This window comes from Pseudomonas sp. P8_241 (genome assembly GCF_034008315.1).
In the GTDB taxonomy this organism is placed as follows: Bacteria; Pseudomonadota; Gammaproteobacteria; order Pseudomonadales; family Pseudomonadaceae; genus Aquipseudomonas.
Genome location: NZ_CP125377.1, coordinates 4,292,305 through 4,312,906, shown reverse-complemented (window position 1 = coordinate 4,312,906; position 20,602 = coordinate 4,292,305). Strand labels below are relative to the sequence as shown.

Genomic DNA, 20,602 nt, shown 5'->3' with positions numbered 1-20,602 from the left:
GGTGGGGAATTTTCCGCAGATACGGGGAAAAGAACGGCAGGCTTATACCCATTTCCCCCCCGTTTTTCCCGGGCTTGCCAAAACCCCTCGGTCTCGACGAAAATGAGAGTCATTATCAAATAACGTTTTGTGTCGGGTCTTTCCATGTCCTCCGCTGATCTCTCCCTGCAACACGCCGTGCATACGCTTTACGAGGACCATCACAGTTGGCTCTGCGGCTGGCTGCGCAAACGTCTTGGCTGTGTCGAGCATGCGGCGGACCTGGCCCAGGACACCTTCATCCGCGTGCTGACCCAGCGTAAAACCCTCGAACTGCGCGAACCGCGGGCCTACCTGAGCACCATTGCCTGCAGCCTGATGATCGACATGTTTCGCCGCCGGGCGCTGGAGCAGGCGTGGCTGGAAACCCTGGCGGCCATTCCCGAACCGGTTGCGGTGTCGCCGGAAACCCGTGAGCTGGTGATCGAAACCCTGATGGAAATCGACCGTCTGCTCGATGGCCTCGGTGAGCGTACCCGGGAGATTTTCCTTTTGGCGCAGCTCGATGGGTTGAGCTACGTCGAGATCGGCCGGCGCATGAACGTCTCGGTCACCACCGTGAAGAAGCACGCGGTGCGCGCCCTGACGCACTGCCTGTTGTTGATCGAGGACTGAGCCGTGGCGAGTTCAAAGTCGCTGGATTACGCCACGCTGGAAGCGGCGGCGCGCTGGTATGTCGACCTGCGCGACGACGTGCCGGATGAGGAGGTTCGTGAGGCGCATCGTCGCTGGCTGGAGCGTGATCCGCGGCATATGCAGGCCTGGGAACGCCTCGGGCGCTTGCAGGACAAGCTCGGCCAGGTTTGCCCCGGTGTCGCACGGCCAACCCTCGCCAGCGCCCGGGCCAAGCGCCGGGATGTGCTCAAGGTGTTGTCGCTTTTGCTGGTGGCGAGCGGGGCGGGCACGCTGGCCTGGAACACGACTCCACTGCCAACGTTGATGGCGGACCAGCGCACCGGCACCGGGGAACGCCGCCGCGTACGTCTGGACGACGGCACGAACTTGCAACTCAACACCGCCACGGCAGTGGACGTGCGCTACAGCGCCAGCCTGCGCGAGGTGCGTTTACTGGCAGGGGAAATTCAGATAGAAACGGCCCGCGACACTCACGCCCGGCCATTCATTGTTCACACCGCCGAAGGCAGTATCCGTGCGTTGGGCACCCGGTTCATCGTGCGCAGTGAAGCGGGGCGTACGCAGGTCAGTGTTCAGGAGCATGCGGTGGAGGTGCGCAGCGCCGAACTGCCGAATTGCGCCGTGCGGGTCGATGCCGGGCAGCAAGTGAGTTTGCGTGAAGACCGCATCGACTCTTTACTGCCTGCAAATCCACAGGCCGATGCCTGGACCCGCGACATGCTGGTCGCCAACGATTGGCGTCTGGCGGATTTCATTACCGAGTTGCAGCGCTACCGTCCCGGACACTTGGGCTGTGATCCGGCTGTGGGTGCGCTGCGAATTTCCGGGGCGTTTCATCTCGGCGACACCGACACGGTGCTGGACAACCTGACGTCCACTCTGCCTGTGCGTATCCGTCGTTTCAGCCGTTACTGGACCACGGTGGAAGCGGTTTGAGGACGGTTGCAAAAAAATCGCAGCAGGGGTTATTGATTTTGATTCTCGTTCGACTTGGTAGATAGAGGCGCAACAGACGCCGCCATTTGACTGCCAACGGGCGAAAGGAAACTGCATGACCCCTCGCAATCCCCAACACCGCATTGCTTCTTCCCAGCCATCCATCAAACCCTTGAACCGTGCGGTGCACGCGGCACTGCTGGGTATGGCGCTGGCCGCTCCATTGGCGATGACGATGGTGGCACAGCCGGCCTGGGCGCAAACCAGGGACGAGGCGCAATTCAATATTCCGGCCGGCCCGTTGGGTTCGGCGCTGACTGAATTTGCATCCATCGCTGGCGTAACCGTTTCGTTCGATCCGGCCTATGCCAACGGTCAGAAAACCGCGGGTTTGCAGGGTCGCTATACGACAGACGCGGGTCTGCGACAATTGCTGGCGGGGAGCAAACTGGAAGCGGTGCGCCACGACAACGGTAGCTACTCGCTGCTGCCGATCCAGGTCAGTGGTGCCGCGCTGCAGCTAGGCGCCACGAGCATTTCGGGTGTCGTCACCGAATCGGCCTACGGCCCGGTAGAGGGTTACGTCGCGACCCGCAGCGCCACCGCCACCAAGACCGACACACCGATCCTGGAAATCCCGCAGACCATCAACGTGGTCACCGCCGCCCAGGTGGAAACCCAGGGCGCACGCAACCTGACCCAGGCCCTGCGCTACACGCCGGGGCTGAACACCGGGGGCTTCACCGACCGCAACTCGATTGCCGATGAGATCACCAGCCGTGGTTTCGCACCGACGCCGTTGTATCTGGACGGCGCCTACATCCCCTACGCCGGCAGCCTCGGCGGCGCCCCGCAAATCGATCCCTACACCCTGGAGCGCATCGAAGTGCTCAAAGGCCCGTCGTCGGTGCTGTACGGGCAGAACCAGCCGGGCGGCCTGATCAACATGGTGTCCAAGCGTCCGACCACCGAGCAGCGCAGCCAGGTCAAGCTCGGGGCGGGCAGCTACAACCGGGTGAACGGCGCGTTCGACACCAGCGGTCCGCTCGACGAGCAAAAGGAGTTCAGTTACCGCCTGATCGGTGTCGCTGACAAGGGCAACGAACAGGTCGACCACAACAACAGCCAGCGCATGCTGCTGGCGCCGAGCCTGACCTGGGCAATCAACGATGCGACGGCCCTGACGCTGTTGGCGCAGGCGCAGCGCGATGACGGCGTGCCTGACTATCAGTCGCTGCCAAGAATCGGTTCGCTCGACCGTGCCCCCAACGGCGAGAAGATCAACCGCCACTTTTTCTCTGGCGATACCAATTTCAACGACTACAAGCGTGACCAGTATGTTTTCGGCTATGACTTCACCCACGATTTCAGCGAAGACCTGAAGTACCGCTCCAGTGCCCGCTACACCGACGTGCGCGACCGCTACAAAGGTTTCTACCTGCGCAGCTTCGTCACCGATGCCGATGGCGTGACCGATTACACCCGGGCCAATCGTGCCAAGGTCGATTGGCATCAGCACAACATCGCCTACACCATCGATAACAACCTGGAATACACATTCAATACCGGTGCGCTGGAACACACCACGCTGGTGGGCGTGGACTACCGCCATTTCACGCGCAAATACGATGGCTACAATGCCAACAACGTGTTGCCGGTCGACCTCTACGGCAAGAACAACTACGACACCAGCAGCGTGACGCCGACGCTGACCACCCAGTGGGACAATACCCTGCGCCAGACCGGCGTGTACGTGCAGGACCAGATCAAACTGGACCAGTGGATCCTGACCATTGGTGGACGTCAGGATTGGGCTGAAATCGACAACAAGGACTTGCTTGCGTCTACCCACGAAGCCAAGCGCGACAACAAATTCACCGGCCGTGTGGGCCTGACCTACGTCACCGAATTCGGCCTGGCGCCGTATGTCAGCTATTCCGAATCCTTCCTGCCGACCCTGGGCACGGCGGCGCCTCAACGCGGAGGCAGCGCCTTCGAACCGACCGAGGGCGAGCAATACGAAGTGGGTGTGAAGTATCAGCCGTTCGAGAAGACGCTGATCACCGCGTCGGTCTATCAGATCAAGCAGAAGAACGTGCTGACCGGTGATGACGACTATCCGGAGTACATGTCCCAGAGCGGTGAAATGCGCTCCCGTGGTGTCGAACTGGAAGTCAAATCGAGCCTGGATAATATCGACGTAATGGCCGCCGCCAGCTACATGGACTCGTTCTACACCAAGGACACCTGGGGCAACGAGGACAACCGTAACGAAGCCCAGTCGCCGGTGTCCGCGTCGATGTGGGTGGACTACCACTTCACCCAGGCCAACCTCAACGGCCTGACCTTCGGTGCCGGTGCGCGCTACACCGGGCGCAAGCCGGGTGATGCCGCCAATTCGTTCGACGTGCCGTCGTGGGTTGTCTACGACACCACCGTCAGCTACGACATGGGCAAACTGGACCCGAGCCTGCGCGGCTTGCAGACCCGACTGAATGTGCAGAACATCTTCGATCGTGAATACGTGTCGGACTGCAACTATTCGTTTGGCTGTTATTACGGGCAGGAGCGGGTGGCATCGGTTGAGATGACGTACGACTGGTAAGTCTTGTGATTATGCGGTGCGATCACTGACGCCATCGCCGGCAAGCCAGCTCCTACAGGGGATTGGGTCGTCCGCAAATACCAGACTCACCCCAAAACCTGTAGGAGCTGGCTTGCCAGCGAAGGGGCCGGCACATCCGGCCTCGTTGTCGCCTGACACACCGCCATCGCCGGCAAGCCAGCTCCTACAACCCTCGATCGATCAAATCATCTGCGGCAATTGATCCAGCATCTTGTCCAGGGTAATCGGGTAGTCCCGCACACGAATCCCCGTCGCGTTGTAGATCGCATTTGCAATTGCCGCGCTGACGCCGCATATGCCCAGTTCCCCGACGCCCTTGGCTTTCATCGGTGATGAAATCGGGTCGGTTTCGTCGAGGAAGATCACTTCCTGATGGGGGATATCGGCATGCACCGGAACCTCGTAACCCGCCAGGTCATGGTTGACGAAAAAGCCCAGGCGCTTGTCCACGGCCAGTTCTTCCATCAACGCCGCGCCGACGCCCATGGTCATTGCTCCGATCACCTGGCTGCGTGCCGAGGTCGGGTTGAGGATGCGCCCCGCGGCGCACACGGCCAGCATTCGGCGCACGCGGGTTTCGCCGGTGGCGCTGTCCACGGCGACTTCGACGAAGTGCGCGCCGAAGGTCGATTGCTGGTATTTCTTGCTCAGCCCGGCAAACTCGATGGTGTCCTCGGCCACCAGCTCACCCGCTTGAGCGGCATCACGCAGCGGCACACGTTTTTCGCCGGAGCGCACTTGACCGTCGACGAAAGTTGCCTCGTCTATCGTCATGCCCAGTCGTTGAGCAACCGCCTCGCGAAGCTTGACGCACGCGGCATACACTCCGGCCGTCGAGCAGTTGCCGCCGAACTGGCCACCGGACCCCGCCGAGACCGGAAAGCTCGAATCACCCAGGTGCACCACCACCTCTTCGAGGGTAACGCCGAGCATCTCCGCGGCGGTCTGGGCGATGATCGTGTAGCTGCCGGTGCCGATATCGGTCATGTCGGTTTCCACGGTCACGATGCCTTGATCGTTCAGCCGCACCCGTGCGCCGGATTTCATCAGCAGGTTATTGCGAAACGCCACGCCCATGCCCATGCCGATCAACCAGCGGCCTTCGCGTTGCGTGCCTGGTTGTGCGGAACGTTTGTTCCAGCCAAAACGCTCGGCGCCGGTGCGCAGGCATTCCACCAGGCGGCGCTGGGAGAAGGGACGTTGCGGGTTCACCGGATCGACCTGGGTGTCGTTGAGAATGCGCAATTCGATCGGGTCGAGTTTGAGCTTGTCGGCCATTTCATCCATGGCAATTTCCAGCGCCATCATCCCCGGCGTTTCACCCGGCGCACGCATGGCGTTGCCTTCGGGCAGGTCGAGGGTCGACAGGCGCATGGTGACCCGACGGTTTTCTCCCGCGTATAGCAATTTGCTCGGTTGCGCGGCCAGTTCGACTTTGCCGCCGGGCAAGTCGCCGGACCATCCCTCATGGGCGATGGCCGTGATTTTGCCATCAGCCGTCGCGCCGATGCGGATGCGTTGAATGGTGGCCGGGCGGTGCGTGGTGTTGTTGAACATCAAAGGCCGGGCGAGCATGACTTTCACCGGCCGTTTCGCCATCCGCGCACCGAGTGCCGCCAACAGGGCATCCGAGCGGATAAACAGCTTGCCGCCGAAACCACCGCCGATGTAAGGCGAGATCAAGTGCACGTTTTTCTTCGGCACGCCAAGGGTGGTCGCCAGGTCGGTAACCGACCAGTCAATCATTTGATTGGAGGTCCACAGGGTCAGCTTGTCACCGTCCCACGCCGCCATCGAGGCCATCGGCTCCATCATGGCGTGGGCCTGATCGGGCGTGGTGTAGGTCGCGTCCAGTTGCACCGGCGCGGCGGCAAAGGCGCCCTCGAAATCGCCGTGCAGGGTGTCGGCCATTTGCTCCTTGGCTTCCACGCCGCAATCGCGAACGCTGGCGAGGTCGAACACACCTTCGGCGCGTTCGTAACGGATGCCCAGCAGTTGCGCGGCGGCTTGCGCCTGTTCAAAGGTCTCGGCAACGACCAGGGCGACGGCCTGGTGGTAGTGCTGAATGTCCGGTCCTGCGAGCAGTTTCGCCGTGTTGTACTTGCCTTTGCCGAGCTTGCCAGCGTTGGCCGCCGTGACGATGGCGATCACCCCGGGCGCGGCGCGGGCCGCCTCAAGGTCCATCGAAACGACGCGGCCTTTGGCGATGCCCGACCCCACGACCACACCATAAGCCTGATTTGGCACGGCGCTGTGATGTTCGTAGGCGTAGGTCGCTTGCCCGGTGGTTTTCAGCGGTCCTTCGATGCGCGTGGTGGCCTTGCCGACGACCTTCAACTGGTCGATGGGGTTGGTGGTGGCCGGGGTTTCGAATTTCATGCGTGCTCCCTCGCCTGAGCCATCACTGAAGCGAGCGTGCGCTCGACCAGGGTCAGTTTGAAGGCGTTTTCATGGGTGGGTGTCGCGCCGGTAAGCAACTGATCGGTGAACGTTTTTGCGCCGCTGGGCAGGGCGGTTTCTGCTGATTCGACGCGCCAGGGCTTGGGCGCGATCCCACCGAAAGCCACTCGACCGCTGCCGTCTTTCTGAAGTATCGCGGCGACGGAAACCAGCGCGAAGGCGTAAGAAGACCGATCCCGGACCTTTTGGTAAATGTGCGTACCGCCGATCGGCGCTGGCAACGTAACCGCCGTGATGAATTCGTTTTCCGTCAGCGAGTTTTCGATATTCGGCGTGGTGCCCGGCAATCGATGCAGGTCCGCGATGGGAATGACGCGTGTGGTGCCGTCGGGTTTGACCGTTTCGACTTGAGCGTCGAGGGCGCGCATCGCCACGGCCATATCGCTGGGGTGCGTGGCGATGCAGGCCGAGCTGACGCCGATGATGCCAAGTTGCCGGTTGACCCCGTCGATGGCCGCGCAGCCGCTGCCGGGTTGGCGTTTGTTGCAGGCTTGATGGGTATCGTAGAAGTATGGACAGCGGGTGCGTTGCAGCAGGTTGCCGGCGGTGGTGGCGGCATTGCGCAATTGCCCGGAAGCCCCGGCGAGCAGGGCACGCGCGAGCAAGCCGTAGTCCTTGCGGATGCGCGGGTGGGCGGCGAGGTCGGTGTTGCGCACCAGGGCGCCGATGCGCACGCCGCCGTCCTGCGACGCTTCGATCCGGTCCAGCCCCACATCGTTGACGTCGATCAGGTAGGTCGGCGTCTCGATCTCCAGTTTCATCAGGTCCAGCAGGTTGGTGCCGCCGGCGATGAATCGCGATCCCTTGGCCTGTGCCGCCAGGGTCGCAGCCTCGGCCGGGGACTGGGCGCGCAAGTAGGTGAAAGGTCTCATGCGTTGGCCTCCGCGACTTCGCTGATCGCCTCGATGATGTTGGAGTACGCCCCGCAGCGGCAGATGTTGCCGCTCATGCGTTCCTGGATTTCACCGGCGATCAGTTGCGGCGGTTCGGTCAGGCTGGGGCTGGCGTGGCTGGGAATGCCATCGCGGATTTCCTTCAGCATGGCGACGGCGGAGCAAATCTGACCCGGTGTGCAGTATCCGCATTGATAGCCGTCGTGCTTGATGAACGCTGCCTGCATGGGATGCAGTTTTTGAGGCGTGCCAAGGCCTTCGATAGTGGTGATTTTCGAGCCTTGGTGCATCACCGCCAGGGTCAGGCAGGAATTGATCCGCCGGCCATTGGCAATCACCGTGCAGGCCCCGCACTGGCCGTGATCGCAGCCTTTCTTGGTGCCGGTCAGTTGCAGGTGTTCACGCAGAGCATCGAGCAGGGTGGTGCGGGTATCCAGGTCCAGGTCATGCTGTTCGTCGTTTACCCAGATTGTCACTTTGGCCTTGATCGGGCGCGCCGCGGCATTGGCGGCGGATGCCTGCGCCGAGATGAACGGCGGCAATGCCACGGTCGCGGCGGTCACCGCGCCCACGATCAGGAAGTAGCGGCGGGAAATCGTCATCAGGTCACGGTTTTCCATCGATTCGATTCCTGTGGAGTGTTTACGATTGCAGCGTTCGGTCGACGCTTTTGCGGCCCTCATCCATTGAGTGACCCACGGCGGCGGCGGAAAGTTTTCTTGAATTTCGTGTATGGCGTTATGCGTGTGGCTCATGAATGAGGAAATGCTTGCGGCACACGTTATGATAGGCCGCTCGCAAAGAACGCTTCCTCCGGAGTCAGCCCCCGCAATGCCGCCGATCAGCCACTTCAAAACCCCGTGCCCCGAGCACATCAACAGCCAGATTTTGCAGATGGTGGTCGATAACCTGACCGAGATCAGTGCGGTTGCGATCCCCCCGAGCAACCTGCTGTACAACGTGTACCAGTATGCGATCGGCTACGAAGTGCATCTGTATCTGGAGGCGTTGAGCAGGGCGAAAGGAATCGACGTGGAGTTGATCGTCGCCACCGATCCGGACGACCCTGACACCGTCATCGGTTTTCTGCTGTACCTGCCAGTCAAGGGCGATCCGGATGCCTGCGGCGTGGCCTACATGGCGGTTCGCGCCGAGCATCGGGGCCTGGGAGTGGCGCGACGGATGGTGCGCGAAATGGTCGGTCGTTATCCCCATGCCGAACTGTCCTGCGCAGTGGCGAAGGTGCCGTACTTCGAGTCGATGGGTTTCCAGGTGGTGGGCGTGCGATCGACCCAGGTGCTGATGAACACCCGCGATCACGGCAGCGACGGGCTTATGCCGTTGCTGGATGTGGCGCCGATCTACAGTTCGCTGGAAGTGCGGCAGATTCATACCTACCTGCTGCAAAAGCACGGCAAGCGGTCCATGGTCGATGCGGAGAAACAGCGGGATCGGCATTTGGATCAGCTGACGCGCAAGGCCACTGAGTTTGTGCGTGAGCGATTGGGCGAAAACTTCTGATCGCACTCGACCAGACACTGCAGAACTCTGTGGGAGCGGGCAAGCCCGCTCCCACAGGGGTATGTGTTGGTTTTCAGAAGGTTAAAAAAGAGCCTCAGAGCTCTTTGATGGGGAGGAAGTAGAGCCGTTGAGGCTCAAGATGCGCACGAAGCAAGCGGTGAGCTTATAGGGGTTCAGTGCACCCACCGCTTACGCAACAGCTTGTTGAGCAAACAAGCGGCTGCGTAACTCCATCCTAGAAAGACCGAGTGTTTCACTCAAGTACCACTAGTCGTATCCCCCGGCCACCCGGCGCGGCGCAGCGCCGTGAGCAACGTTTCGGTATCCAGCCCTGGCACCGCGTGGCCGTTGCCTTCGGCGCCGTCGGCGGCCAACAAGGCGTTGATGATCGCTTCTTCCACCGCTTCGGTGGCGGCCAGAAACAACTCGCTGATGTGCTCTTCATTGCCGCCACCGGTGCGCGCCAGGCCGAGGCTGGCGCGTTGGGCCAGACGCGTGCACTGGTGCGACAGCAACGGCGCGTCGGTGGCCAGGCAAACCACAATCGAGCCCATGCCCGGATGCGGCAACGAAGCCTTGAGGAACGGCGAATCGACCGGGTCCATGAAACGCCCGACCGGGTAGCCATCGACGCGCAGTTCATGGCGGATGCCATGGTTGGCCTGAACGATGGCACCGACCGTCCATCCCCCTTGGGCTGCGTTCAAGCGTCGCGAAGCTGTACCGATGCCACCCTTGAACTCATGGCAGATCATGCCGCTTTCTGCCGGCGCGGGGTTCTATCACAGTGACGCCGGTGAGGATGTCGCGACCGTTGGCAGTGCGTCCTCGCACATTGCTGTGGCCAACGCGGACGCCGGGAACGTCGGTGATGGCGTTGAGTGGGCCGGGTTGCAGTTGGCCGAACTGGATATTCAGGTCGCGGGCACGTGGTTTCATGGGATATCTCATTTGAATGTTGGGCAGTAAAAGATCGCGGAGCCTGTGTAGGAGCCGCCGAAGGCTGCGATCTTTTGATTTTTTACCGTGGAAGAGCAGGATCAAAAGATCGCAGCCTTCGACCTTGTTCGACCGCTTCGACGCCCGACTCACGGTGCATGAAATCGAGACAGCACGGCTGATCCTTCAAGGCTTCTCCAGCAAAGCCATTGCCCGGCAGATGGGGATTTCACCGGAAACGGTGAAGGTGCATCGGCGCAATCTGTATCACAAGCTCAATGTAAACGGGCATGGGGAACTGTTTGCGTTGGTGTTGCAGCGGCGTTGAGAGTGGGGTCAAAAGATCGCAGCCTTCGCCAGCTCCGGGATTTTGCATTCACTCGTAGATTTCGTCTTGAACCTCCTGCGCAAGTCGGCTCTACGCGAAATCATGCGCCACGCAAATCCGTGCTCTTCGCAGGAGCTGGCTTGCCAGCGAAGAGGGCGTTGGGATTGGCGCAATGTTGGAGGCCGCCTTCGCCAGCAAGCCGGCTCCTACAGGGAATCATGCCGCTCGGGCTGTTCGCAGGAGCTGCCGAAGGCTGCGATCTTCTAGCTTTCCCCGAGTTTGAACACCAACGCCTTCAACCCACACTCGACATCCGCATCCGGAAACTCCGGTGGATTCTCCAGCCGCTGCTCAAACCGCAGGCTCGGGGCCTCGCGAGTCACGCCGTCAATCAGGAAGTCGGCACCGAAGGCCGGGTCGTTCATGCAGGCCAACACGGTGCCTTCAGGACTGAGCAACTCCGGCAAGCGGCGCAGGACGCGCTGGTAATCCTTGGTCAGCAAAAAACTGCCTTTCTGAAACGACGGTGGGTCGATGATCACCAGGTCGTACGGGCCCTTGCCGATGACCTTGCCCCAGGACTTGAACAGGTCGTGGCCCAGAAAGGTCACCTTGCCGAGGTCGTGGCCATTGAGCCGATGGTTGTCGCGGCCACGGCTCAGGGCCGGGCTGGACATGTCGAGGTTGACCACATGCGTGGCGCCACCTTCGATGGCCGCCACCGAGAAACCGCAGGTGTAGGCGAACAGGTTCAGCACCCGCTTGCCTTCGGCATTGGCCCGTACCCAGTCGCGACCGTAGCGCATGTCGAGGAACAGCCCGGTGTTTTGCTTGAGGCCCAGGTCGAGGCGGTACTTCAGGCCACCCTCAAGGATCGTCAGTTCCTCGATCTCTTCCCCAAGCAGCCATTCGGTGGTGCTTTGCAGCAGGTAGCGATGTTGCAGCAACAGCGTATGGGCACCGGATTGCGTCCACTGCGCTGACCGGGTGATCGCCATCAGCACCTGCTTCAAGTCTTCCAGTTGCGCCGCTTCAGGTTCCTTGAACAGCGCCACCAGCACCAAGCCCTGCAACCAGTCCACGGTTACCTGCTCCAGCCCCGGCCAGCAGCGCCCGCGACCGTGGAACAGGCGACGGGTTTCGGTGGGGGCGGCCGCGAGGGCGGTCAGCAGGTGTTCGTAGAGGGTGGCGAGGGCTTCAGGGTTCATCGGGTCGGGTCGGTCGTTTGTGGGGGCGGCATTTAAACATAACCGAGTCTTTTCCGGGTTACACAAAACACTGTAGGAGCGAGCCTGCTCGCGATGGTGTATCAGGCACCGTTGTGTCGACTGACACACCATCGCGAGCAGGCTCGCTCTCACAGGTTCAGCGCCAGTTATCACGTTTAATTTAACTTTACGTGAGGATTTGGCGATCTCGCGGCTCCCATACTCGGCTTCAACGAACAACAACCGGGAGCCGGACATGACGCAGGCAACGGCTTTATCCAAGGCCAGTCATCCACGCTGGCTGCGACTGACCCATTGGCTCAACGCTCTGGCGGTGCTGGTGATGGTCACCAGCGGTTGGCGCATCTACAACGCCTCGCCGATCTACGATTTCAGCTTTCCCAAGTCGATCACCCTCGGCGGTTGGCTCGGCGGCGCATTGCAATGGCACTTTGCGGCAATGTGGTTGCTGGCGATCAACGGCGTTCTCTATCTGCTCATCAACCTGCTCAGCGGCCGTTTGAAACGCCGCTTCTTCCCGGTTTCGCCCAAAGGCGTGTTGCATGACCTGTGGGCCGCCTTGCGCGGAAAACTGGGCCACGCCGATCTTCGTCACTACAACCAGGTGCAGCGATTCGCGTACCTGTTTGTGATGGTCGACCTCCTCTTTCTGGTGCTCTCCGGACTGGTGCTATGGAAGTCAGTGCAGTTCCCCCTGTTGCGTGAATTGCTGTGGGGATACGAAGGCGCACGTCGCGTGCACTTTTTCACCATGGCGCTGTTGGTGGCCTTTGTGGCGGTGCATCTGGTGATGGTGGCGCTGGTGCCGAAAACGCTGTTGGCCATGCTCGTCGGCCGCAAGGAGCAGGTATGAAAAAGCGCATCGAAGGCACGGGGCTGGACGAGCAATCAATCCTTACCGACGCGCGCAAGATCCTCGCACCACAGATCGAAGACCGCTCGCGTCGTTCGTTCCTGCTGCGTGGCCTGACCCTCGGCGGCGTGGCGATGTTGTCCGGTTGCAACATCACCGACAACGACAGCGTCGAAACCGCGCTGTCATCCATGTCGCGCTTGAACGATCGGGTCCAGGGCTGGCTGTTCAACCCCAATGCCATGGCGCCGACCTATCCGGCCTCAATGATCACCCGGCCGTTTCCGTTCAATGCCTTCTACGGCATCGACGAAGCGCCGACGGTGGAGGAGCAGAGCTATCGCCTGGAAGTCACTGGCCTGGTCGCCGACAAGCGCAGCTGGCGCCTCGAAGAATTGCGGGCCATGGCCCAGACCGAGCAGATCACCCGGCACATCTGCGTTGAAGGCTGGAGCGCAATCGGCCGCTGGGGCGGCGTGCGCTTCAGTGATTTGCTCAAGCGCATCGGCGCCGATATGGATGCCAGATACGTCGGTTTCAAATGCGCCGACGACTACTACACCAGCATCGACATGGCCACAGCGCTGCATGCGCAGACGCTGTTGGCGCTGACTTATGACGGCGTGGTGCTGCCGCGAGAATACGGCTTCCCGATGAAGCTGCGCATGCCCACCAAGCTTGGCTACAAGAACCCCAAACACATTCAGGCGATTTTCGTCAGCAACACCTACACCGGCGGCTACTGGGAAGACCAGGGCTACAACTGGTTCGGTGGCAGCTGAGAGGCGCCTGAACATCACACCGTCCATAAACCTGAGCTTCAAGGAGTTTCATCATGAAAAAGTTGACCACCGTTGTGTTGTCCATGTGCCTGGCTGTTGGCGCCGCTTCCGTGTTCGCGGCTGACACCATGAGCAACGACAGCATGAACAAGGATTCGATGTCCAAGGATGCAATGCACAAGGATGCGATGAAGAAGAGCGATTCGATGTCCAAGGACGCCATGTCCAAAGACAGCATGAAGAAAGACGAGATGAAAAAAGACGCCATGTCCAAGGATGCGATGAAAAAAAGCGAAATGTCGCAGTAACTGCAAGCGCCCACTGTCTGTAGGAGCAAGCTTGCTCGCGATGACTTAGTGTCAGTCGATATCAATGTTGACTGACCCGCCACCATCGTGAGCAAGCTTGCTCCTACAGTTTTTTGCGTCGGCGAATTTCTCGAGTCTCTGGCACCCGCCGCTTATGTTTTTCGATTTGTCGTATCAAAAATGAATTTCCGTCCGGTCCGCTGCTCATACCTTGTAAGTGGCGGACTAGAGCCCGCGAAATCATTGAGGCAATCAGGGAGCGGCAAGGTCATGAGTCGAGTGTCGACGAGGGGCGAATATCTTCCTGGCGGGTTGATTCTGGTGGTTGAGGATGATCCGCTGATCCTGGAATTTCTCTGTGAAATTCTTCAGGAGGAAGGTTTTGTGGTCGAGCCACAGATCAGTGCGGATGCCGCATCGATCTATCTTGAGCAGCATGCGTGCGAAGTGGGATTGTTGCTGACTGACATCACCATGCCGGGCACGCTCAATGGCGCTGACCTGGCCAACCAGTTCGGCGATCGCTGGCCGGACAAGCCGATCATGATCATGTCCGGCTTCGAAACTCCGGCCAGTTCCGGGGTCCGGCATCACGTGGCGTTCATCAAGAAGCCCTGGGCAATCGGTTCTCTGCTCGATTGTGTCGAAGAGGCATTCAAGTCCAGGCCGCTCCACTGACCTCGCTCGCAGATGCTACATTGCCGGACACATTCGCCCGGCACCCTGCGAGGTTCTTTTCTTTGTCTGATCACCGAGTTTTCAATACGCCTTACCGTGCGTTTCTGTTCGACATGGACGGCACCGTCTTGACGTCTATCGCCGCCGCCGAACGGGTCTGGGCTACCTGGGCCATGCGCCACGGGGTGGATGTCGACACCTTTTTGCCGACGATCCATGGCGCCCGCGCCATCGACACCATCACTCGCCTCGGGCTGCCGGGAGTGGATGCCGAAGCCGAAGCGGAGTGGATCACCGAGGCGGAAATCGAGGACGTTGAAGGTGTAGCCGAAGTGCCCGGCGCGGCAGCTTTTCTGCGCGCCTTGCCGACTCATCAGTGGGGCATTGTCACGTCCGCGCCCCGGGCGCTGGCTGTGCGGCGGATGGCGGCGGCAGGGATTCCAGAGCCGGAGGTGATGATCACCGCCGAGGATGTCACTGCCGGAAAACCTGATCCGAGCGGTTACCGCCTCGCTGCACGGCGCTTGGGGGTCGAGCCAGAGCACTGCCTGATTTTCGAAGACGCAACGGTGGGGATTCTGGCAGCCGAGGCGGCAGGGGCTGATTTAATGATTGTCACGGCGACGCATGAGCAGCCGATTCAGACGCGACATGCAACGTTGAGCAGCTATGACCTGATCAGTGTTCAATTGGATTCCGTTGTAGGCGCGAGCTTGCTTGCGATGGTGTGTCAGATACGTTGATATCGACTGATCGATCATCGCGAGCAGGCTCGCTCCTACAGGGGGGCGCTGTTTTTTCAGTAGATGCCCGGAATCAGCCGCCGACTTCGGGCGCAGTAGGCTTCGTATTCGCTGCCGAACTGCGCTTTCAGCAAGGCTTCTTCGGCGTGAATCCGGGCAATCAAGGGGATCACCGTCATTGCCGCCAGTATCAATCCAGTCCCCGAACGAAACGCCAGTGCCCAGCCCACGCCGAGGATCAACATCCCCAGATAGCTGGGGTTGCGCAGGTTTCGGTAAATCCCGTCGGTCACCAGCCTGTGCCCCGGTTGAATCGCCACCAATGCGCTGAACCGATTGCCCAGCACAAACACCGGCCACAAGCGCAGGGCGCCGCCGATGATGAACAGCAGGGCACCCAACCACCGAATGCCCTCGCCACCGAAGGTCCAGACATCAATACGATCGGTATAGGCGGGCAAGAAACCGCTGAGGATGCCGATGATGCCAAAGGCCGGGAGCACCCAGCGGTTGGATCTGTCTTCACGCTCGCCTGAGCTCAAATTGCCCTCGGTGAACACAGAGGCAGCCGCCATGAGCAAGGTGGCAATTGCTACAACAACCAGAGCCTGGTGGGCGAAAAATGCCGCAACGCCGCCCAGTGCCCATATCGCCAGAGCGAGATAGGCGAGGGTACCGACAACGGCGAAAAACGCCAGCGTCACAGAGATTTTCATCGCTGGGTGGACGCACGCAAGGCAGGGCCGCAAAGGCTATCCAGCTATCACAAGCCCCACCGCTGGCGAAAATCTTCAGTGATCGGCTGCAACGCCATCCTGAACCAGAATGGCACGAGCCAGGTCTTCGTCGCTTGCGTTGTTGAGGTCGGGATGGTTTTGCCGGATCCGCTGCAACACCTGCTCCAGATAGACACCGCGAATCGCACCGCCACTGGCCACGAAACTGGAGGCGTCATCCCGGGCGGGAATGACCATTTTGTCATCCTTGAAGGTCGAGTACAGCGAAGCGGAAACCCCGGCCGAGGTGGCAACATCCTCGGCATCGACTTTGGCCATAGCCGAACCGAACGGCAAACAAAGTACCAGGGAAGAAAGGATAAAGAGACGGCGCATGACGGTGTCCTCCGACAGCATGAAGCATAAGGGAAGTACCACATCTTCTAGGATACGCGGGAACGGTAAGGAGTTCCCTGGCGGGGTCAGGTCGGTGTGGGACAGAAAGCCTTTTGTACCGATGATCAGGGTAGCGGATGCTTTTTCGCTATCAGGTCTATGCTAAAGAGTGCGCACACCGCCATCGGAGCATTCTGATGATTACTGCACGCACTGCCTGCCTGCTGGCCGATTACAAACGCTGGGCAAACCAGCGGCTCTTTGACAGCCTCGTGGCGTTGCCGCCGGGGGAGGTCAATAAAAAGCGGGTATCGGTGTTCAAGAACATGATCGGCACCCTCAATCACGTGTATGTGGTGGACTGCATCTGGCAGGCTCATCTCGAAGGTCGTGGGCATGATTTCAAGACTTCACACGATCTGCTGCATTCGGACCTGATCGAATTGCGCATGGCGCAAAAAGAGCTCGATCACTGGTATTGCGACTGGAGCGCACGGCAAACCGATGCGTCGCTGGACAAACCCATCGAATTCAACTTTGTCTCGGGTGAGAGCGGCACCATGAGTGCGGGCGCGATGCTGATGCATGTGGTCAACCACGCCAGCTACCACCGTGGCTGGGTAGTGCAGATGTACTTCGAGATCCCGGCCATGCCACCGGTGACCGACATGCCGGTGTACCTGCGCGAATCCGAACCGGTCCTGCTGAGCACGCTGCAGGTACCGACAGTGACGGCCCCCTGTGCTGTGCAGTATTCGAACGCAACCAGCGTTCTGCCGGATCGTTATCGTTGAGTGCGTTTGCGACCATCGACAGTCCCGACTGCGTCGACCTGCGCTGCGCTGATGAAAACGTGGCCTATCATTGATATCGGATTGAACGCGGTACCCATTTCCCGGCAAATAATTCCTCCAAGACCCAACAGTCCAATGTCAGGGCGCGGTTAACTCATCACTGGAGTTTGAGCATGAAAATCGATCTGAGTGGAAAGCTGGCGATCGTCAGCGGCAGCACCGCGGGTATCGGCCTGGGTATCAGCAAGGCGCTGGCCGCGTGTGGTGCCACGGTGGTGGTGATCGGTCGTGATACGGCCAAGGTCGATCAGGCATTGGCGAGTATTCGCCTGAGCGTGCCCGATGCGCAGTTGCGGGGTGTGACCGCGGACCTGGGTACGGCCGAAGGCGCCGCACAATTGTTCGTCGCCGAGCCGCGTGCGGATATCCTGGTGAACAACCTCGGGATCTTCAATACGGTGGATTTCTTCGATGCGCCGGACAGCGAGTGGACGCGCTTCTATGAGGTCAACGTGATCTCCGGTGTGCGATTGTCCCGTCATTACACGCCGCAAATGGTCAAGCAGGGCTGGGGGCGGGTGATTTTCCTGTCCTCGGAATCCGGTGTGGCAACGCCGGCCGACATGATCAATTATGGCGTGACCAAAAGCGCCAACCTGGCGGTGTCCCATGGCTTGGCCAAACGCCTGGCCGGCACTGGCGTGACGGTCAACTCGATCCTTCCCGGGCCGACCTTTACCGATGGCCTGGAAGACATGCTCAAGGACGCCATCGCTGAATCCGGGCGCAGTGCCCGGGACGAAGCCGACGCCTTTGTTCGCAAGGCCCGGCCGACTTCGATCATCCAGCGGGTGGCCGATGTCGCGGAAGTCGCCAATCTGGTGGCCTACATTGCTTCTCCGTTATCCTCGGCCACCACCGGCGCCGCCTTGCGGGTCGACGGCGGTGTCGTCGACAGTCTGGCGATCTGAACCTTATTCATCGAGAGAGTGCATTACATGGCAACGGCATCAGCAACCATCGACATCCCGGCTTCGGCCGATCAGGTCTGGCAATTGATTGGCGGTTTCAATTCGCTGCCGGACTGGATTCCGTTCATTCCCCAAAGTGAACTGAGCGAAGGCGGGCGCGTACGTCATCTGCAAACCTCCGATGGCGCGGTGGTGGTCGAGCGCCTGCAAGTGTTCGACAACGCGGCGAAAACCTACAGCTATTCGATTTTGCAGGCGCCGTTTCCGGCCACCGATTATCTGGCGACAATCAAGGTCGAAGCACTGGGCGAGGGCGCACGGGTGACCTGGTCTGGGAGGTTTGAACCGGTGGGAGTGAGCAACGAGGAAGTGGAGGCGTTGTTTACCGGCATCTATCAGGGCGGGCTCGAGGCATTGCAGGCCAATTACCCGGTCTGACCGTCAAAACACCAATCACCCTGTGGGAGCGGGCTTGCCCGCGAAGGCGGCGTGTCAGCCAACCAGTTTGTTGAATGAGAAACCGCCTTCGCTAGCAAGCCAGCTCCTACAGAGGGACAGCGGTGTTCAGGCTTGAGGAATCAGACTCTCCCGACAGTCGAGCACCAGACGTGCACCGCCCAGTTCGCTGCTGCCAACGTCCAGCGTAAACCCGTGCAGGCTGACGATCGCGGCGACGATCGACAGCCCCAGCCCGAAGCCACTTTGTTGATTGCCTGCTTCGGCGCGATAAAAACGCTGGAACACGGCTTCGCGTTCGGCCTCGGGGATGCCGGGGCCGGAGTCGAGGACTTCGATTCGAGTATGTCCGCCCTGATTGACCCCACGCAAAATCACGGCACCCCCGGGAGGGGTGAATTTGATCGAGTTGCTCAACAGATTCGCCACGGCCTCGAACAGCAACGCCCGGTCGCCATGCATTGCTGGCAACGACGCTGGCAGGTGCAGTTGAAACACCAGGTTGTCGTCTTCTGCCAAGGGCAGGTAGAACTCGTGCAGTTCTCGCAGCAACGGCACCGGGTCCAGTTCAACGAAGCCGGAACGCCGCTGGCGATCCTCCAGTTCGGAGATCCGCAACAACCCGCGAAAACGCGCCATCAAGGTATCGGCTTCGCCAAGTACCAGGTCCAGTTGCGCGGCTTGCGATGAGCCTTCCCCCGCCTGTTGCTGCATGCGATACAGCTGCGCACGCAGGCGGGTCAGAGGCGTTCGCAAGTCATGGGCAATGTTGTCGCACACGCCCTTGACCTCATGCATCAGACGCTCGATGCGTTCGAGCATGACATTGACGATCGCAGCGAGCATGTCCAGTTCATCTCGACGATCCGACAGCGGCAGACGTCGGGTCAGATCGCCGGCGACGATGGCTTCAGCGCTGGCCTGAATGGCGCGAATGCGCCGCAACGGACGCCGTCGCAGCAGATGCCAACCGATGATGCCCGGCACGATGGTCAGGGTCATGCCCCATAGCAACGCGTGCAGGATGATCCGGGTCACGGCGAACAGCGAGCCGTTGTCCCGCATCAGAACCAGCCAGCGGCCATCCCGGGTCTGGGTCGCCACGGCGTCGCAGCTGTCGGCGGGCAGGGTTGGGTCGTCGGATTCGGCGCAGTCGCCGAGCATGTGGATCTTGCCGTCCAGCGGCAGGCCTTTGGGGATGTGACGCAGCGCGCCGTGGAGGTATTGGTGTTGGGCATCGAACAGGCCATAGGCATCGATGCCGCGAATGTCGAAGGTCATGCTGACGGCAAGAACGTCTTCCAGTTGTTCACCGGAAAATCGCGAGAACAGGTGCTGGCGTTGCATCAGCGAGTGTTTGGCCAGGTTATCCAGGTACGCGGAGACCTCGTAGTACATGACACCCATGAGAATCCCGCTCCAGATCACGAACAGCGAACTGTAGAGCGCCAGCAAGCGGCTGCTGGAAGAGCGCCAGCCCTTAGACGGGTTCGGCAATGACATAACCGGAGCCTCGCACGGTCCGAATCAGTGGGACATTGCCGGGCGGGTCGATCTTTTTGCGCAGACGGCCGATATGTACATCGATCAGGTTGGTGCCGGGGTCGAAGTGATAGCCCCAGACCTCTTCGAAAATCATCATGCGCGAAAGGATCTGTCCGGTGTTGCGCATCAAAAATTCCAGCAGTTTGTATTCGGTGGGCAGCAGCGTCAGCAGCTGGCCGTCACGGCTGGCTTCGTGGCTGATCAGGTTCAACTCGAGATCTGCCACCCGCAGCGTGGTGGCCTGGGCGGTCACGGTATTTTGTCGACGTAGCAGTACTTCGACCCGCGCGGCCATCTCATCGGTGGCGAAGGGTTTGGTCAGGTAATCGTCGCCGCCGGCACGCAAGCCGCGCACTCGCTCATCGACGTCGGAGAGGGCGCTGATCATCAGGATCGGCGTCGCCACGCCCATGGTCCGCAAAGTGGTCACGATCGCCAGGCCATCCAGTTCGGGCAGCATGCGATCGAGGGTGATCAGGTCATAGTGGCCGCTGACGGCGCGCTCCAGGCCTTCGCGGCCATTGTCGACCCAATCGACTTCCAGGCCGTGGCTGCTCAGTTCGGCGACGATTTCCCTCGCGGTCACGGCGTCGTCTTCGATGGTCAAGATGCGGGTCATAGGCGGGCCTGATTCAAGTGTTCACAACGTTGTGAGGCATTTTGCCAAGAAATGACCGCAGGTTTTCTAAATAAAAGTTCATGGACAACCACGAAGGGGTCAATGCAGAAAACCCGCTGTCTTGAGCGGTTCGT

The 20,602-nt window shown here is 60.4% G+C and carries 20 protein-coding genes and 2 pseudogenes; 13 read left to right on the top strand and 9 right to left on the bottom strand.

From position 1 onward, the window contains the following. Positions 1 to 144: 144 nt before the first annotated feature. The 3 genes from QMK58_RS19410 to QMK58_RS19400 all read left to right on the top strand — a co-directional run bounded on the left by QMK58_RS19410 (position 145) and on the right by QMK58_RS19400 (position 4,216). On the top strand, positions 145 to 654 hold the full coding sequence (locus QMK58_RS19410) for a sigma-70 family RNA polymerase sigma factor (RefSeq protein WP_320395276.1): 510 nt from the start codon (positions 145 to 147) through the stop codon (positions 652 to 654). A 3-nt stretch (positions 655 to 657) separates the two neighbouring features. After that, entirely contained in the window at positions 658 to 1,611 is a 954-nt protein-coding gene (locus tag QMK58_RS19405; protein WP_053164346.1) for a FecR domain-containing protein, read from the top strand. Between the two features lie 115 nt (positions 1,612 to 1,726). Then, the gene (locus QMK58_RS19400; protein ID WP_413817388.1) at positions 1,727 to 4,216 is read left to right on the top strand and encodes a TonB-dependent siderophore receptor; all 2,490 of its coding nucleotides are present in this window, start codon (positions 1,727 to 1,729) and stop codon (positions 4,214 to 4,216) included. A 201-nt stretch (positions 4,217 to 4,417) separates the two neighbouring features. On the opposite strand, the gene paoC is transcribed toward QMK58_RS19400, so the two are convergent. From paoC to paoA, 3 genes are read right to left on the bottom strand one after another with little or no spacing between them, the layout of a single operon-like run. Beyond that, on the bottom strand, positions 4,418 to 6,616 hold the full coding sequence (paoC, locus tag QMK58_RS19395; RefSeq protein ID WP_053164343.1) for an aldehyde oxidoreductase molybdenum-binding subunit PaoC: 2,199 nt from the start codon (positions 6,614 to 6,616) through the stop codon (positions 4,418 to 4,420). Next, positions 6,613 to 7,569, bottom strand: a complete 957-nt coding sequence (locus tag QMK58_RS19390) for an FAD binding domain-containing protein (RefSeq protein WP_053164342.1) — start codon at positions 7,567 to 7,569, stop codon at positions 6,613 to 6,615. Before QMK58_RS19390 ends, paoC begins: the two co-directional genes overlap by 4 nt. Next, positions 7,566 to 8,192, bottom strand: coding sequence for an aldehyde dehydrogenase iron-sulfur subunit PaoA (gene paoA / locus QMK58_RS19385; protein ID WP_371259851.1), 627 nt, complete (start codon positions 8,190 to 8,192; stop codon positions 7,566 to 7,568). The genes QMK58_RS19390 and paoA overlap by 4 nt, the downstream gene beginning before the upstream one ends. 229 nt (positions 8,193 to 8,421) lie before the next feature. On the opposite strand from paoA, the gene QMK58_RS19380 reads away from it, so the two are divergent. Continuing rightward, positions 8,422 to 9,111, top strand: coding sequence for a GNAT family N-acetyltransferase (locus QMK58_RS19380; protein WP_320395275.1), 690 nt, complete (start codon positions 8,422 to 8,424; stop codon positions 9,109 to 9,111). A 257-nt stretch (positions 9,112 to 9,368) separates the two neighbouring features. Here the strand turns inward: QMK58_RS19380 and QMK58_RS19375 are convergent. After that, positions 9,369 to 10,050: pseudogene (locus QMK58_RS19375) on the bottom strand (P1 family peptidase). A gap of 118 nt (positions 10,051 to 10,168) precedes the next feature. On the opposite strand from QMK58_RS19375, the pseudogene QMK58_RS19370 reads away from it, so the two are divergent. After that, positions 10,169 to 10,378: pseudogene (locus QMK58_RS19370) on the top strand (response regulator transcription factor); the annotation flags it as partial. Positions 10,379 to 10,641: 263 nt separating this feature from the next. Here QMK58_RS19370 and QMK58_RS19365 read toward each other — a convergent pair. Further along, positions 10,642 to 11,586: a class I SAM-dependent methyltransferase gene (locus tag QMK58_RS19365; RefSeq protein WP_320395274.1), complete on the bottom strand. Its 945-nt coding sequence runs from the start codon at positions 11,584 to 11,586 to the stop codon at positions 10,642 to 10,644. Positions 11,587 to 11,842: 256 nt separating this feature from the next. On the opposite strand from QMK58_RS19365, the gene QMK58_RS19360 reads away from it, so the two are divergent. The 5 genes from QMK58_RS19360 to QMK58_RS19340 all read left to right on the top strand — a co-directional run bounded on the left by QMK58_RS19360 (position 11,843) and on the right by QMK58_RS19340 (position 14,971). Further along, positions 11,843 to 12,460: a cytochrome b/b6 domain-containing protein gene (locus QMK58_RS19360; RefSeq protein ID WP_053164332.1), complete on the top strand. Its 618-nt coding sequence runs from the start codon at positions 11,843 to 11,845 to the stop codon at positions 12,458 to 12,460. Continuing rightward, complete coding sequence (locus QMK58_RS19355) at positions 12,457 to 13,242, top strand: molybdopterin-dependent oxidoreductase (protein WP_320395273.1); 786 nt, start codon at positions 12,457 to 12,459, stop codon at positions 13,240 to 13,242. Before QMK58_RS19360 ends, QMK58_RS19355 begins: the two co-directional genes overlap by 4 nt. 53 nt (positions 13,243 to 13,295) lie before the next feature. Further along, entirely contained in the window at positions 13,296 to 13,550 is a 255-nt protein-coding gene (locus QMK58_RS19350; protein ID WP_320395272.1) for a pentapeptide MXKDX repeat protein, read from the top strand. A gap of 270 nt (positions 13,551 to 13,820) precedes the next feature. Further along, positions 13,821 to 14,228, top strand: coding sequence for a response regulator (locus tag QMK58_RS19345; RefSeq protein ID WP_053164326.1), 408 nt, complete (start codon positions 13,821 to 13,823; stop codon positions 14,226 to 14,228). A 62-nt stretch (positions 14,229 to 14,290) separates the two neighbouring features. After that, positions 14,291 to 14,971: an HAD-IA family hydrolase gene (locus QMK58_RS19340; RefSeq protein WP_320395271.1), complete on the top strand. Its 681-nt coding sequence runs from the start codon at positions 14,291 to 14,293 to the stop codon at positions 14,969 to 14,971. Positions 14,972 to 15,027: 56 nt separating this feature from the next. Here QMK58_RS19340 and QMK58_RS19335 read toward each other — a convergent pair whose 3' ends face one another. Together QMK58_RS19335 and QMK58_RS19330 are read right to left on the bottom strand one after the other, a co-directional pair. Continuing rightward, on the bottom strand, positions 15,028 to 15,687 hold the full coding sequence (locus QMK58_RS19335; protein ID WP_320395270.1) for an isoprenylcysteine carboxylmethyltransferase family protein: 660 nt from the start codon (positions 15,685 to 15,687) through the stop codon (positions 15,028 to 15,030). Between the two features lie 75 nt (positions 15,688 to 15,762). After that, positions 15,763 to 16,083 carry a DUF2388 domain-containing protein gene (locus tag QMK58_RS19330; RefSeq protein ID WP_053164477.1) on the bottom strand — a complete coding sequence of 107 codons (321 nt, stop codon included), beginning with the start codon at positions 16,081 to 16,083 and terminating at the stop codon, positions 15,763 to 15,765. A 197-nt stretch (positions 16,084 to 16,280) separates the two neighbouring features. Here QMK58_RS19330 and QMK58_RS19325 point away from each other — a divergent pair, with 197 nt between their 5' ends. From QMK58_RS19325 to QMK58_RS19315, 3 genes are all read left to right on the top strand, one after another. Beyond that, entirely contained in the window at positions 16,281 to 16,877 is a 597-nt protein-coding gene (locus QMK58_RS19325) for a DinB family protein (RefSeq protein ID WP_053164322.1), read from the top strand. Positions 16,878 to 17,050: 173 nt separating this feature from the next. Further along, a complete protein-coding gene (locus QMK58_RS19320) occupies positions 17,051 to 17,848 on the top strand; it encodes an SDR family NAD(P)-dependent oxidoreductase (protein WP_053164320.1) in 798 nt (265 codons plus the stop codon). Between the two features lie 27 nt (positions 17,849 to 17,875). Continuing rightward, the gene (locus QMK58_RS19315) at positions 17,876 to 18,286 is read left to right on the top strand and encodes an SRPBCC family protein (RefSeq protein WP_053164318.1); all 411 of its coding nucleotides are present in this window, start codon (positions 17,876 to 17,878) and stop codon (positions 18,284 to 18,286) included. A gap of 126 nt (positions 18,287 to 18,412) precedes the next feature. Here the strand turns inward: QMK58_RS19315 and QMK58_RS19310 are convergent, their stop codons facing one another. Together QMK58_RS19310 and QMK58_RS19305 are read right to left on the bottom strand one after the other, a co-directional pair. After that, positions 18,413 to 19,807 (bottom strand): HAMP domain-containing sensor histidine kinase, encoded by a 1,395-nt coding sequence (locus tag QMK58_RS19310; protein ID WP_320395269.1) that lies wholly within the window; start codon positions 19,805 to 19,807, stop codon positions 18,413 to 18,415. Further along, positions 19,785 to 20,468 carry a response regulator transcription factor gene (locus QMK58_RS19305; RefSeq protein ID WP_053164314.1) on the bottom strand — a complete coding sequence of 228 codons (684 nt, stop codon included), beginning with the start codon at positions 20,466 to 20,468 and terminating at the stop codon, positions 19,785 to 19,787. Before QMK58_RS19305 ends, QMK58_RS19310 begins: the two co-directional genes overlap by 23 nt. Between the last annotated feature and the right edge of the window lie 134 nt (positions 20,469 to 20,602).